Source organism: Xylanibacter ruminicola (assembly GCF_900142525.1).
Taxonomy (GTDB): Bacteria; Bacteroidota; Bacteroidia; order Bacteroidales; family Bacteroidaceae; genus Prevotella; species Prevotella ruminicola_A.
Map to the genome: position 1 here is coordinate 60,512 of NZ_FRBD01000004.1, position 15,468 is coordinate 75,979.

Annotated in this window: 6 protein-coding genes; 3 read left to right on the forward strand and 3 right to left on the reverse strand. The window is 49.3% G+C overall.

Features of this window, described 5'->3' with window-relative positions; genetic code table 11:
• Nucleotides 1-1,452, forward strand: coding sequence for a family 43 glycosylhydrolase (locus tag BUB86_RS03575; protein WP_073205568.1), 1,452 nt, complete (start codon nucleotides 1-3; stop codon nucleotides 1,450-1,452).
• A 41-nt stretch (nucleotides 1,453-1,493) separates the two neighbouring features.
• Here BUB86_RS03575 and BUB86_RS03580 read toward each other — a convergent pair whose 3' ends face one another.
• From BUB86_RS03580 to BUB86_RS03590, 3 genes are all read right to left on the reverse strand, one after another.
• Complete coding sequence (locus BUB86_RS03580) at nucleotides 1,494-3,644, reverse strand: BT4734/BF3469 family protein (protein WP_081373073.1); 2,151 nt, start codon at nucleotides 3,642-3,644, stop codon at nucleotides 1,494-1,496.
• Nucleotides 3,645-4,357: 713 nt separating this feature from the next.
• Complete coding sequence (locus tag BUB86_RS03585; protein WP_073205576.1) at nucleotides 4,358-6,313, reverse strand: alpha-amylase family glycosyl hydrolase; 1,956 nt, start codon at nucleotides 6,311-6,313, stop codon at nucleotides 4,358-4,360.
• 114 nt (nucleotides 6,314-6,427) lie between these two features.
• Nucleotides 6,428-10,486, reverse strand: coding sequence for a two-component regulator propeller domain-containing protein (locus tag BUB86_RS03590; protein ID WP_073205579.1), 4,059 nt, complete (start codon nucleotides 10,484-10,486; stop codon nucleotides 6,428-6,430).
• A 281-nt stretch (nucleotides 10,487-10,767) separates the two neighbouring features.
• Between BUB86_RS03590 and BUB86_RS03595 the strand changes: the two genes are divergently transcribed.
• Together BUB86_RS03595 and BUB86_RS03600 are read left to right on the forward strand one after the other, a co-directional pair.
• Nucleotides 10,768-13,815, forward strand: coding sequence for a SusC/RagA family TonB-linked outer membrane protein (locus BUB86_RS03595; RefSeq protein WP_073205581.1), 3,048 nt, complete (start codon nucleotides 10,768-10,770; stop codon nucleotides 13,813-13,815).
• Between the two features lie 47 nt (nucleotides 13,816-13,862).
• Entirely contained in the window at nucleotides 13,863-15,428 is a 1,566-nt protein-coding gene (locus BUB86_RS03600; RefSeq protein WP_073205584.1) for a RagB/SusD family nutrient uptake outer membrane protein, read from the forward strand.
• Nucleotides 15,429-15,468 lie beyond the last annotated feature (40 nt).

The window sequence follows — 15,468 nt, forward strand, 5'->3', positions numbered from 1 at the left end:
ATGAAAAAACTTCATACAATACTGGCGGCGCTTGCTGTTTCTGCAGCCGCTAACGCGCAGATTGGCGCACCATACATCCACGATCCCTCGACCATCGCCGAGTGTGATGGCAAATACTACACCTTCGGCACTGGTAGCGGAGGTCTTATCTCGGCAGACGGCTGGAGCTGGAACAGCGGTGCCGACCGTCCTGGTGGCGGTGCTGCCCCCGATGTTCTCAAGATAGGCGATCGCTACCTCTGTATCTATGGCGCCACGGGTGGTGGACTGGGCGGCGGACATGCTGGCCGCATCCTCACCATGTGGAACAAGACACTCGACCCTAAGTCGCCCGACTTCAAGTGGAGCGAGGCAGTAGAGGTTTGCGCATCCGACGGTATGGAAGACCAGGACGCCATCGACCCAGGTCTCTTGTTAGACCCGACAACAGGACGACTGTGGGTAAGCTACGGCACCTATTTCGGTACTATCCGCCTGATTGAGCTCGACCCCAAGACCGGATTCCGCAAGAAGGGCAACAAAGAGAAGGACATCGCCATCGACTGTGAGGCCAGCGACCTGATGTACCGCGATGGCTGGTACTATCTGCTGGGCACACACGGCACATGCTGCGATGGTGTGAACTCTACCTATAACATCGTGGTAGGCCGTTCACGTAGCGTAGAAGGCCCCTATCTCGACAATGTGGGACGCGACATGTTCCATGGCGGCGGAAAGATGGTTGTAGCCGCTGAAAAGCGCGCCTGCGGAGCCGGACACTTCGGACGCTTCATCATCGACGAGGGCGTAGAAGTGATGTCATTCCACTGGGAGGCTGACTTCGAGAAGAGCGGTCGCTCTGTATTGGCAGTACGTCCTATCGTTTGGAAGAACGGCTGGCCCGTAGCTGGCGACGACTTCAAGGGCGGCAACTTCGCTATTGAGTCAGAGCGCCGTGGCTATGCCTTGGAGCTCACCGTTGACTTTGTTCGCATGCAGCAGGAGCGCCAGGGATGGTTCAACCGCGAGCAGATGCAGCAGCCAGTAAAGCCTGTTGCCAACCAGACACTGGCCGAGGTTATCGACACATGGCCAAAGGGCAATATCCCAGCCCGTATCGGCGACTACATGTATCGTCCTCACCAGCGCTGGACCATCACACCTGTCGATGCAGCTGGCGGCTATCTCAGCAATCCGTACTTCAAGATTACCATCGAGGGTACTGAGCGCGCACTCGCTGCCACAGCCGACAAGGAGGTAACCACTGTTCCTGCCTACACCGGCGCCGACGAGCAGCTCTGGCGTATTGAGCAGCTGACAGACGGCACCTACCGTATCATGCCTAAGGCCATCCCTGGTCAGCAGGGTGTCAACAAGGAGCTGTGCCTCTATTCTGCAGGCGACTCTACCCCCACCCTCGCCAAATACGACTTCAACAGCGACAATTCCAAGTGGAATTTCAAAAAGCACTAAAATATCAAATCCCTGCCGCTTTTGGCAGGGATTATTTTTTTTTACCTTTCCTTCACCCAGTAAACCCAACCGCGGGTTTTGCGCTCGCTCTCGAAGCGGTATTCGGGACGGCTCAGGAACTGACCAATCTTTACCAGAGTGCCTTCGTCGGGCTGGTAGGCGCCTTTGAAGCTCTGCTTCAGGCGGTCGGAGATTTCCTTGACTGATAGCCATGTGCCGTTCTCCGGATTTTCCTTGGGATGGCCAAGTGGCTTCTCAAATAGCGATAGCAACATCTCGCCAAGTCCGTTCATCTTCTGATAGCGCTGGTTGTGACGCATCAGGGCAGCCTCTTCTTCCTTGGTCAGGAAATAGCGCTCGCGAAGCTGTTCCACCTCGTATTTCAGCTGGGCATACAGCTGATTGTAGTCGATAGGTGTCTCAAAGTCGATGTCGCCATCTACCATCACACAGATAAAACGTCGCGAACCCGTTGGGTCAACCAGTGGCATCAGCTCGTTGGTAGTACCGATAAACGACGCATAGCGGCGATGGCTGGAGTAGGCGGTGCCATAAGGCGGACGATACTTCAGTTCGCTCGTCGACACCAGGTATTTTAGCAGAATCTGCTGGCGCTGGGTAATCTTATCAAACTCGTCGAGGTTGATAAGGGCAAACGAGGTGAGACCCAGGTTCAGGTCGTGCTCGTTCTTGAAGTTGATGCGGTCGTTATAGTACTCACGCTGCTCCCTCGGTAGCAGGATGCGACAGAAGCTGGATTTGCCACAGCCCTGTCGGCCTATCAATAGCGGTACGAGCGCATTACCCGTCAACTGACCCTTTCCTTTCCACATGGCCACCATCGACCGCATCCAGATATGGAACAGATGAGGCCACTCCTCATAATCGGTCTTGATTCTACGAGCCAGCGCCTCTACGCGATCCTTGCCGTCCCAACGGGGCAGATGCTCCAGAAAATCGTCCATAGGGTCGTAGAGTGTGATGTCGTTGGAGTTGACATACCGCATGATGTCCTTGTCCCAACACTTGATACCTTGCGACAGAGCGTTGATGGTGATAGAGTTACGCGCTTCGGTAGTCAGATCCTGGAACGAGAATCCCAGTCCCGTCTTCATGCGATACTCAGCCACACCTCGCATCACATTCTTACGCAGTTCGTAATTGGTATTCAGGAAGATGTCTATCTTCATCATCAGTAACGTCTCCTGTGGGATGTTCTTCAGCGGACGGACCATGTTCTTGCGCTTGTAGTACTGTCGCTCGTGCTCCTCGCGATAGGCATTCTCAAAGATTTTCTTCACCACGTCGGGCTGTTTACCAAGCGACAGAGAGTACAGCGCCTGCCTCTGTGCGAAGGCCATATCCAGGCCCGACTCGCGGCAATAGCCTGCCAATCGCGTTAGTATCAGTTCATGGCGCCCTTCTTCTTCGGTTATTCCTTCTACGTCATCGTAGGCTTTGGATAGATTGTACTCGTAAATCAAGCACATCGAGTGGTAACGGTTGCGCCCTGGAACAATCTCGTCGGGCAACTCGTCCTTGGGTTGCAAGGGCTTCAATGCCTGCTCCACGCTGGTGGTATCGGTATAGAATGGCTGAGCAGCGGGATTATAAAACAGACCTGCATCGGCACCCAGATAGCAGGTACGCTCCAAGTGGGGCTCCAGCTTGTCGATGGTCACACCTAGTTGGGCGTTATACACCAGTCGGGCCTTTTCATATAGATTAAGGTGGAAGCGCTTGATGTCATCTTCGCCTTCAGGTAGGCCGCCGCCAAACAATTCCCCTCTACACACTATCTTCACACTCCGCCCACTGGCCCCGACAAAAGCCAGCAATGTCTGTGGCATCAATGCCGCACCCTGACGGATGGCCACTGCTTCGTCATAGCTCACCAGATTGTTGACTTCGAGTAGTACCATGCCGGTATACGACTTACGTATACGCTGATGATTGCGGTTCTCAAGTTCTGAGGCAAAGCACACACGTGGCAGCTTGTCGGTAAAGTTGTTGGCACCGTCTACACTGCCGTCGTCACGTCTTTTGAGTTCAGTGTATAGCGATATGTTGCTTACCTGTAGCACCTCATTTCTAAACTCACACCCTTGTATCATTCTTACGACTTCAGATAGTTCCAACCCTCTGAGCGTTTCAGAGTTGCGATAGTTCTTAACGATTGTAATCTTCTGCATTTTTTTGCGATCTTAATTGGTTTGTTTATTGCGACTGCAAAGATAATAAAAAAAAAGCCGAATTCCAAATTTTCTAATGAGAAAATCAATAAATTACGGCCAACTATTCATAAAAACGTTCTATGTTGTTGAGTATCAGCATTTTAACACTATGAATAGTTGGCACCAACTATTCATACACTATTCATGGTGATTGGTGAATATGTATTTTATATGACATAATTAGTATGAGTAAATAGCGATAAAATGGTTGTTTCCAACAGTTATATTAATGGGTTACATATCGTCACATCGGCGGTGACACTATGTCACGACCATGGTTACAGAGTGTCACTCCGAAAGTTACTACTACGTAACTGACTCATCTTCAATGCGATAATGACTATTGAACAGGTGCAAGATGACGTCTGAACGGCCGTTTATGAATAGTTATATGCTGAAAAGGAGGCACTATTCATATGCTAAACCATTGATAATAAGCTGTTTACACGTAATATGAATAGTTGAAGCACTTTTTTGTATTTTTTTTGAGAAGAAATTTTGTAATTTGATAAAAAATGAGTACATCCGTCAGGCCGCCCGCAAATGCGGTTGGAAAGAACCGTTGGAGTTCAATGGCTACGTTGACGATTACCTATGGTAAGAATCACGGGGCGTGAATCACAAAAAATCCTCCATATCGCTATGGAGGATTCAATCTTCTATTTTATTATTCAGAACTCAAGAATGAGCGTCTGGCGGGGCTTGAGCTCCTGATTCTTCGACAGGTCGAAATAGCGGTTGGTCAGGATGTCCTTGGCCTTGAGGGTCTTGCCAATGACCTCGGCATAGCGCGACACATCGAAGGTGGCGGGCTTTGAGGTGCCATTCAGAATGGTGAGCGCAGTCTTACCCTGATACTGGCGGGCGATGACATAGATGCCGTTGAACGGGGTGAACTGCGTTTGCTTGCCCTTGATGATGACATCGTTACCCTGGCGCCAGTGGAGCAGACGAGAGAGCCAAGAGAACATGGCCTGCTCTGACTTTGAGCGTCCTTCCTTGGTAAAGCAGTTGTGTGTATCGCCAGGGAATCCGCCTGGGAAGTCCTTACGCACGTTGCCATCGGTCTTCTCCTTAGTACCGTTCATCAACACCTCGGTACCATAATAGAGCTGAGGGATACGATTCACGGTGAGCAACAGGGCCAGCGCCTGCTTCAAGGCGAGTGTATCCTTGCCATTACCCAGGAAACGGTCGGTATCGTGATTCTCGATGAATGCCATCACACTCGATGGATTGGGATACAGATAATCGTAGACAAACGAGTTGTAGAGGCGATTGAGACCATTCCACCAGCCATCGGTCTCCTCGTTCTTAGCCTGATTGAGCTTGTCGAAGAAGCTGAAGTCCATGACGGTCTTAAGATAGGTGTTGGTTAATGGGTGTTGGGTGTTGGTGGATGGTGTGATTTTTGAATCCTTCTGCCAAGCAGCGGTATAGGCAGGTTCTGTAACCCAAGTTTCACCAACAGTGTTGAAGTTGGGATACTCCACATCAAGCTCCTTCATCCACTGAGCCATCGCATCGGCATAGGCATAAGGATAGGTATCCATGCGGATGCCGTCGATACCCACGGTCTCAATCCACCAGATAGAGTTCTGAATGAGATAGCGCATCAAGTGTGGATTATGCTGATTCAGGTCGGGCATAGAAGGCACAAACCATCCCTCAACAGTCTCTTTCAGATCAATCTCCGAAGCGTAAGGATCAACCACTGGAGTGAGTTTGTAGCTGGTCTGCAGATAAGCCGACTTTGCAGGCTCAGAACCATCGGCATTGGCTGTAAAGCCAGTCATAGGATCACGGCCGCTCTGCTTCTCTGTGAGCCATTCTGGCGTATTAAGCCAGTCTTTGCTGGGCATATCCTGAGTCCAAGGGTGCTCGAAACCACTGTGGTTGAAAATCATATCCATCACAATCTTCAGTCCCTTCTTATGAGCCTCATCGCAGAGCAGCTTATACTCCTCGTTTGAACCAAAGCGGGGGTCTACCTTATAATAATTGGTGGTAGCATAGCCGTGATAGGTTGAGAAGCCGTTCTTTGAGTCAGGCGAGTCGTTCTCGAGAACGGGGGTAAACCAGAGGGCTGTAACGCCCAGCTCCTTGAAGTAGTCGAGATGCTCGCGGATACCATTCAAATCGCCACCATGACGCAGACTGGGCTTTGAGCGATCCTCAACATAGTTACGCATACCCTTGATCTGCTTGGGGTGATTGGCACCCTGGGCAAAACGGTCGGGCATCAGCATATAGAGCACATCGGCATTGGTAAAGCCCATACGCTTGTCGCCGCTCATCTCGCGCAGCTTGAGCTGGTATTGTACCTTGGTTTTGCCAAAGTTCAGTGTCATAGTACCTGGCTGAGCACCACGCAGATTCATGTAAACGAGCAGATAGTTGGGCGAATCGAGGCGCACCAGACTGTCGATGACCACTCCGGGATAATCGGTTGTTACACTTGCAACATCGCGGATGCCTTTACCGTACACCATCAACTGCACCTGCGGATTTTTCATGCCTACATACCAGTCGGTGGGTTCGATACGGTCAATAACGGTCTTTTTTGCTGCACTCATTGATAAAACGTTTGCCATCAAGATGGCGGTTACTAATAAAATTCGTTTCATTTTTGTTCTTAGTTTATTCTCTGTTCTCTGCTGCAAAGGTAGGGATTTTTCTGACACGTTGTTCTCATCAGAAATGAAATCCCACCGATGGCAGTGGCAAACGATTGCACAATCCTATCCTTTGTACTCTGTAGGCGTAACACCAAACTGTTTCTTAAACACTACCGAGAAGTGGCTCTGCGTGCTGAATCCCGTCATATCGGCTATCTCGGCCACCGTATGCTTACCGCCCTTCAGCAGCTCGGCAGCACGATTCAGCTTATAAGTACGGAAGAAGCTACTTGGTGTCTCGCCCGTCAAGCCCTTGATCTTGTAATACAGCTTGGTGCGCGATATATAGAGCATCTTGGTGATGCGCGTCACATCCAGTTCAGAGTTAGACAGCTCTTCCTCCATCAGCTTATACAGTTCTTCCATAAAATGCTTATCCTGCTCCGACAGGGCATTATCCACACCTTCGTCTTCGGTAGTAGTGGCCTTGGCGAGCAACTTGCGCACACGGTCGCGATTCTTGAGCTGCGACTGGATAAGGGCAGAGAGCACGGCAGGCTCGAACGGCTTGGTAACGTAGGCATCGGCACCCACATTCAGACCCTCTACCTGATTCTCGGCTGTGATCTTTGCCGTTACCAGAATCACGGGGATATGACTCAGCTGGATATCCTGCTTGATCTCCTGACACAGCTGGTAGCCATCCTTACCAGGCATAGCCACATCGCTCAGCACAATGTTGGGTTCTTCGGCCCGCATCTCCTCTAAGGCCGTATCGGCATCGAGACAGGTTATCAGGCGATAGTCGTTCGAGAAGAGCAGACGCATGTAGTTGATGATTTCGGTATCGTCGTCGACGATGAGAATGGTGGGACGATTGTCGTCTGTTGGCAATTGAACATTCTTGGACAAGCCAAGCGGCGAAGCCGAGCGGACCATTGAACATTGAACATTCACTGCCTGCGGTGTGTCGATAATGCGGTAGTCGGCGATGCCGTCGCCTTCCAGTGGGCGGCGTTCTTCTTGGGTATAGGCCTGTTCATTCATTGGGTAGACCAGTGTGAACACGGCACCAGTACCTTCCTGGCGGTTGCCGGCTGTCAGACTGCCGTGATGCAGTTCGGCCAGTCGGCGCGAATAGTACAGGCCAATGCCTGTTCCCCAGTTCACAACAGCCTTGGTTTGATTATCCAGCTGGTAATAGCGTTTAAAGATATTCTCGCACTGCTCTTCAGGTATTCCCTTACCTGTATCTGCAACACTCACCTTTACCTTATTATCTACTACATCCAACTGCACATCAATCCTACCCCCGCGTGGTGTGAACTTCAGAGCATTCGACAACAGATTGGTTACTATCTTCTCCAGTTTGTCGCCATCAGTCCATGCCATCAGCTGGTCTTCCATACCAAAGCGGTTCAGCGTCAGTCCTTTCTCTTTGACATTAAACTCGAACGTATCACAGATGTCGTTCATCAGTTTCACCACATCTATCTGTTCCACACTTAGGCGTAGACTGTCGTTCTCCAGCTTATTAAAGTCCATCAACTGGTTCACAAGCTTAAACATGCGCTGGATGCTACGCTGGGCAATACTGAGCAGACTACGTTCTTCGCCATCAATAGAATCGCTCTTAGCCAACTGTCCCACAGGACCGGCAATCATCGTCAATGGTGTACGGAACTCATGCGCGATATTGGCAAAGAAACTCATATTCATCTGGTTGGTACGCAGTTCCTGTTCCTTCTCCATCTGTGCCTGACGGGCAGCACGGCGTGCAGCCACCACACGACGAGCATTGCGATAGAGATAGTAGGCAATAGCTGCTGCCAAAGTCAGATAGATGAGCCATGCCCACCACGAGAACGCCGGCGCTGGTTCAACAATCACACTTATCTTGCGCTCATCGCTGGTTGCTTCGTCACTGGCACTGTCGGATGTACGTACTCGGAACGTATAGTGCCCCGATGGCAGATTGGCATAGCCGGCAGCATGACGGCTGCCCGCATCTATCCAGTCACTGTCAAATCCATCAAGTTTATAATAATAATGTACACGCTCGTATTCGCCAAAGTCAAGGGCCGTATAAGAAATGCTGAAACTATTCTGACTATGTTCCAGGCGAATTTCACTACAACTGTCGAGCATGGCATCTATAGGACCGTCAGCCATAGGACGAACCAGCTGATTGTGGATCTTCAAATCACAAAACTTCAGTGGGAGCTTACGCAGCGTGTCTATCTCGGCAGGGTTGAACATGGTTACACCATCTGATCCGCCAAACACCAGACTACCGTTAGGCAATCGGCACGAAGCACGGTCGCAGAACTCATCGCCAGCCAGTCCGTCGGCCTTATACAGTGCCGTGATGCTACCTGTCTTAGCATCCAGTCGGTTCAGTCCTTTCATAGTGCTTATCCACAGATTGCCTTGCTGATCTTCCTCAATGGCCCCAACATCCGAACACGACAGTCCTGCTATGCGTTTCATCTGATTGGTCTGAAGGTTGTAGCACAGCAGACCGTTGCTTACTGTACCTATCCACACGTTGCCGTGCTTATCCTGATGCATGTCGGTAGGGATATACACACTCTTACGGATGCATCGCTGCATATCGGGAATCTCCTGCTGACTCAGTTTCCCTGTCTTCGGGTCCATTTTCATGATCTGCTGATAGAAAGCCGAAATGAGCATAGTGCCATCGTTAAGTTTCAGCAGCGATGGGATAAAAGTAAAGTCCACATTGAACGCCTGTTTAGCTTCAGGCTGATTAGCACCTGGTCGGAAGGCCACGATGTAGGTGGAACTGGTTGATGCCCACACTGTTCCATCGTCAGTCTGTTCAAAATCCATCGTTGCCCACACAGGCCACTGGCTCAATATGTTCAGTCGGGCACCATCGTACTGGCATTTCATCACGATGTTAGTGGTAGACAGCCACAACAGCCCATCGCGATCGCAGAACAGATGGGTAATAGCATTCTTCTTCTCACCAGCAGGCAGGCCAGCAATGTCTATCCGCTCGGCTTTCTGGGTGGTTGAGTGATACACAAACAGTCCTTTCCTCAGTGTTGATACCCATAGATTCTCTTGTTTGTCCATTGCTACAGCAAGAACCGATGAGTTCTCTATCACACGGTTAAGATAGTTGTCGCTGCCGCCGAATTTCTCTTTATAGTAATAATCGGCAAATATACCCTTATCGTATGTGCCTAACCATATATTCTTACGCGAATCCTGGAATATCTTAGTAACGTATGCATCGGGCACAGGCAATGTAAAATTGGCATCGTCCTGACCACGCAGCGTATGGGTCAGCAGATTCAATTCAAACAGACCGTTGCGCGATGTGCTCAGAAGTATGGTGTTGTTCTCTAGCAGACAGGCAGCCTGTAGCACACTGCCATGGGCTGTAAGCCTATCCATCATCTCGCTACTCAGTGGGATGGGCTGTTGCGATTTTGTATCAAACAGCAGCAGTGTACCATTACCCGATGCCAATATCAGCCCATTAGGCAACAGTTCAAAGAAGTATAATCCAAGGTGTTTATGATCCTTTATTTCCTTTTTGAGTTTAAACGTCTCACCACTATATATCAGCAGATTGTCAGAACCGGCCAACAGGATGTCGTCGGCAGCATCAATAAAACAGTCGCCCCACGACTGATTGGTCATGGTGCGGTTTATCTTAGACAGAAAAATGTTATGTTGCTCGTCATACTGAAGCAACTCCATCCCATTATATACAAACAAACGTCCTTTTTTATCCATCAACAGTTTCCGGACGTTGCGGTTACCCGTCTGCATAGGTACATTTTCAAAGTTGTCATACTTGGTATACCGGCACACACCATTGACAGTGGCCACCCACAAGCGCCCCTTCTTATCACACAACAGACTCTGTATCTGATTGTCGGGCAGTCCTAATGAGTCGTATGTACAGAAATATTGGTGATACTCATGTCCGTCGTATCGGTTCAGTCCACGGAACGTACCGATCCACAACTGTCCGGCAGCGTCCTCAGCCATACACTGCACACGGGAGTTCGACAATTCCTGAGCCACTACAAGATCATGTTCTTCGTCTTTATCACGGTTAGCTTTAGGTGTACCCTGATGATGACACGAGATAACCATCATAGCACAAACCACTGAAGCAAAGATTGATAAAAAAGGTTTCATTTTAGTCAATATTGTTGTAATTTGCTGCAAAGATAAGAAAAAAGTAAAAAAGTAAAGGAGTAAAAAGGTAAAAAAGTAAAAAGTATAAAGGCAAAAAGATAAAAAATGAACGAATAAGACAACTTTTAAACAAAATGAAAAACAACCATAGCGATTTGAACAAAGCGAAAAAACGAAAAACAGAATAAAAAAACATATTTTAATAATTAGTTATACTTTTGCAGCCGAGATTTTGAAACCAAATATTTATTCTAACATTAACTCAAAACAATTAAAACTCAATGAAAAAGAGCAGTATTCTATTGATGTTGATGGCATTGTTTATGTCACTTACATCTTTTGCCCAAGGAATTAAGGGCACTGTGATCGACGAAAACGGAGAGCCAGTCATTGGCGCCACCGTTGCCGAAAAGAGTAATCCAAAAAATGCTACCATCACCGACTTTGATGGTAACTTCACGGTTAACGTCAATGCGGGTAAGATTATTCAGATTACCTACATCGGTTACGAGACACAGGAAGCAGCCGCTAAAAACGGCATGACCATCAAACTTAGACCCGACAACAAGGTACTCGACGAAGTGGTTGTTGTAGGTTACGGTGTACAGAAGAAGAGTTCTGTTACTGGTGCCATCTCTCAGGTAAAGCCCGAGGATATGGAGAACCGCACCATTGCCAACGCACAACAGGCTTTGCAGGGTAAAACCTCTGGTGTGCAGATTATCCAGTCGAGTGCAGCCCCTGGTTCTTCACCAACCATACGCGTACGCGGTTATTCCTCTAATTCAAGCTCAGAACCACTGTTCGTTGTCGATGGTGTGCGTCTGGGTGATATCAGCGGTATCGACCCAAGCACCATCGCATCAATGGAAATCCTGAAGGATGCTGCCTCTGCCGCTATCTACGGTGCCGAGGCTGGTAACGGTGTAGTACTTATCACCACTAAGAAAGGTAAGCCCGGACAGGGAAAGATCTCTTACGATTTCATGTTTACCGACGAGAGTCTGGCTCGCATCCCAAAGATGCTGAACTCTGAGCAGTATATCCAGTACATGGACGAGGGTAACATCTTTACAAAGGATTATCTGCTTAAGAACTGGGACGGCGTGACCAATACAGCCTGGACCGATGTTGCTTTCAATCACGGTCACATGCAGAAGCACGCCCTTTCATTCACTGGTGGTAACGAACGTGGCAACTACTACCTCTCGCTCGCATACCTTAATAATAATGGTATTGTTAAGGGCGACGCTGATGTGTACAAACGCCTCACAGCTACCATTAACTCTGAATATAAGATTAAGGACTGGTTGAAGGTAGGAACCACCAACCAGATTGAGAAATACGATGTACGCTCTGTATCTTCAAACAACGAGTACGGATCACTGCTCACATCCATCCTGATGCTTGATCCTCTTACTCCCGACACATACACAGCCGAGAACCTGCCTTACCAGATGGTAAATGCACAGGCCAACGGCAAACAGTTGCTTCAGGACGAGAATGGAAACTACTATGCTGTTTCTAAGTTCTATGCCGGCGAACAGTATCACCCAATGATTATGCGTGACAACGGTCTGTCAAAGAATCAGGGATTCAATATCAACGGTTCTATCTATGGTGACTTCACACCTGCAAAGGGACTCACCATCACTTCTCGTTTCGGTTATCGCTTGGCAGGTTCAAACAATAGCAGTACCAGTCTGCCATTCTATGGCAACGGAGTACAGAGCCGCGATTTCCTCGACTTCAGCGCAGGTTCTTCTACCTCTATCTACTATCAGTGGGAGAACTTTGCAAACTATATGAAGACCTTTGGCGGACACACCGTTACAGCCATGGTTGGTATGTCGTTCCAGAAGTCAACAAGCAATAATGTAAATGGCTCACTGACTGCCAATGGCGAAGATGCCCTGAAGAAGAACGACCCACTGTTCTACTATCTGAACTATGCCAACGCATCGGCTACCAAGGGCGTAAGCGGTGAGACTAACGAGAGCACCAAATACTCATACTTCGGCCGTCTCTCTTACGACTTCATGGGCCGTTACCTGCTGCAGGCTTCGCTGCGTGCTGATGCTGCCGACCTGTCGAAGCTCTCTAAGAAAACCCGTTGGGGTTACTTCCCTGCTGTATCAGTAGGTTGGACTCTGAGCGAGGAGAAATTCTTTGCACCTCTCAAGAGCTGGTTCGACAGTCTGAAGTTCCGTGCCAGCTGGGGTCAGAATGGTAGTCTCTCTGCATTGGGCGGCTATAGCTACAGCACCGACATGGCACTGGGCGGACTCTATCCTTTCTCTTCAGGCATCAACTACACACAGGCCGCTGCCCCATCAACCATGGGTAACGACGATCTGAAGTGGGAGACCTCTGAGCAGCTGAACTTCGGTTTCGATGGCATTCTGCTGGGTGGTCGCATGACCTTCGGTGTCGACTACTTCATTAAGAAGACCAAGGACCTGCTGGTATGGGGTACCACACCTTCACTCATCATCGGCGGCAGCACTTCACCTATGAATGCCGGTAACGTAGAAAACAAGGGTTTCGAGTTTGAACTTGGCTGGCGCGACCACATCGGCGATTTCAACTACAGCATCCGTGGTAACCTCTCTACCCTGAGCAATAAGGTAACATACATCGATCCATCTATCACGCGTTTGAGCGGTAGCAACTTCCATACTTACACCATTACCTATTTCGAGAAGGGCTATCCTGTTTACTACTTCCGCGGCTATAAGTTTGCCGGTATCGACAGTGAAACCGGAAATCCTTTGTTCGAGGATCTGGATGACGACGGCAAAGTATCTGACGGCGACCTGACCTGCATTGGTGACGCCATCCCCGACTTCACCTATGGTATCACCCTCACAGCTGCCTATAAGGGCATCGACATGACTGTATTCGGAACAGGTTCATACGGCAATCAGATTTTCAACTGTATCAACCGTCCTGACTACGCAGCTTCAAACCGTCTGAAAGAAGTGTTCTACGATAACCGTTGGACTGCTGAGAACAAGAACGGTACAGTGCCTCGCGCAGGTGCTAACGATATGGACAAGTACGCTTGCTCAAGCGCCATGGTTTACGATGGCAGCTTCTTCAAGATCAAGCAGATTCAGCTGGGATACACACTGCCCAAGAGCCTGATCAATAAGGTCTTCCTGAGCCACGCCCGTATCTATGCTTCACTCGACGACTTCTTCACCTTCTCAAAGTATCCAGGCTTCGATCCTGAGGCTGCTACCAACGCTACCTCGGGTATGGGTATCGACAAGGGCGGCTATCCTACCTCGAAGAAAGTTGTACTTGGTTTGAACATCGAATTCTAAAGAAAGGGTAAAAAAGTAAAAAGGTAAAAAAGTAAAAGAATACAATTATGAAAAAGAATCTATTATATATCGCCATGTTGGCCATTTCATCGCTCAGCTTCAGCAGCTGCGACAGCGAGCTCGACATTGCCAAGCACGGCAACCTGGGAAGCATGGAAGACTTCTACACCAACGACGAAAACACCATGCAGGCCACCTCTTCACTCTATCTGCAGATGCGCAGTCTTCACTACAACTGGTTTATGACCAAGAACTGCCTGTCGGACGATGTCTGGACTGGTGGCGGTTCACGCGGCGACAATGCCGAAATGGAGAAACTCAACGAGTACACCTTCGGCACCGACCACGGCATGATCCAGGGACTTTACTCTGGTCTCTATGGCGTCATCTACAAAGCTAATCTGATTATCGACAGGACACAGGGCGATACACCTGTTATGAAACGTGCCATCAACGAGGCCAAGGTGTTCCGTGCATGGGCTTCGTTCGAGCTGGTAACACTCTTTGGCACAGCCCCTGTTGTGGATCACCTGCTGGAGCCAGGCGAGTATCGCTTAGCCAACAGCGACCCTGCTGAGATGTGGGCACTCATCGAGAGTGATCTGAACGATGCCATCAACAGTGGTACCCTGCCCTCAAAGAGCGACGTGAACGATGCCGAGGGTGGTATCCGTATCACCAAAGAGACTGCTCAGGCATTCTTAGGCAAGGCTTATCTCTTTGAAGGTAAGAACAGTGAGGCTGCTGCCATGCTCGACAATGTGATCAACTCTGGTAAATATGCCCTCTATCAGGGCGAGTACGATGCTCAGTTCCATGCTGCAGCCAATAACAACTGCGAGTCGGTATTCGAACTGCAGAAGCGTAATGATTCAGAGCAGATGTGGAACCAGTTTGATATGTACTTGCTGATGCAGGGCTGGCGTACCGACAAGGTGAACTACAGTGGTCAGGCTGCTGCTGTGATTGCTCAGGGTACCTACGGATTCATGAACCCACGCAAGTCGCTCTACGATGCTTTCGTGGCTTGGGAAGGTGCCAACGGCTACCGTCTCAACAAGACCATGATGACCTACGACCAGCTGAAGGCCTTTGGTGTTACTATCCAGACAGGTGCCTTGGTATATGGTTGCGAGGGATACTTTATGTGGAAAAACCAGTCGTTGAAGGAAGACTGCGTTGTTGACCAGTCGTTCTTCCAGGGTGTTCAGTTCACCAACCTGAAGATTATGCGCTATGCTGAGGTTCTGCTGTTGGCTGCCGAGGCTCATCTGCAGGCTGGCAACACCAGCAAGGCACTCGATTATATCAATCAGATCCGTACTCGCGCCAAGGAGACTCCTCTGACAAGCGTTTCACTGGATGATATCAAAACCGAGAAGCGTCTGGAGCTCTGCAATGAGAGCGTACGCTTCCAGGATCTGGTTCGCTGGGGCGATGCAGAGACAGCACTTGGTCAGCAGGGTAAGGAAGTGCCCGCCTTCGGCACCGAGGGTACACAGTGGCCTTACAAAAACCAGAACTACGGTTTCAAGAGCAAGCACAAGCTTCTACCTATCCCTCTGAAGGAGATTGAACTCAATCCTAACATGACTCAGAATGCAGAATGGTAATTCTACAAAGCAAAAATGTAAGAATGTAAAAATGTAATAA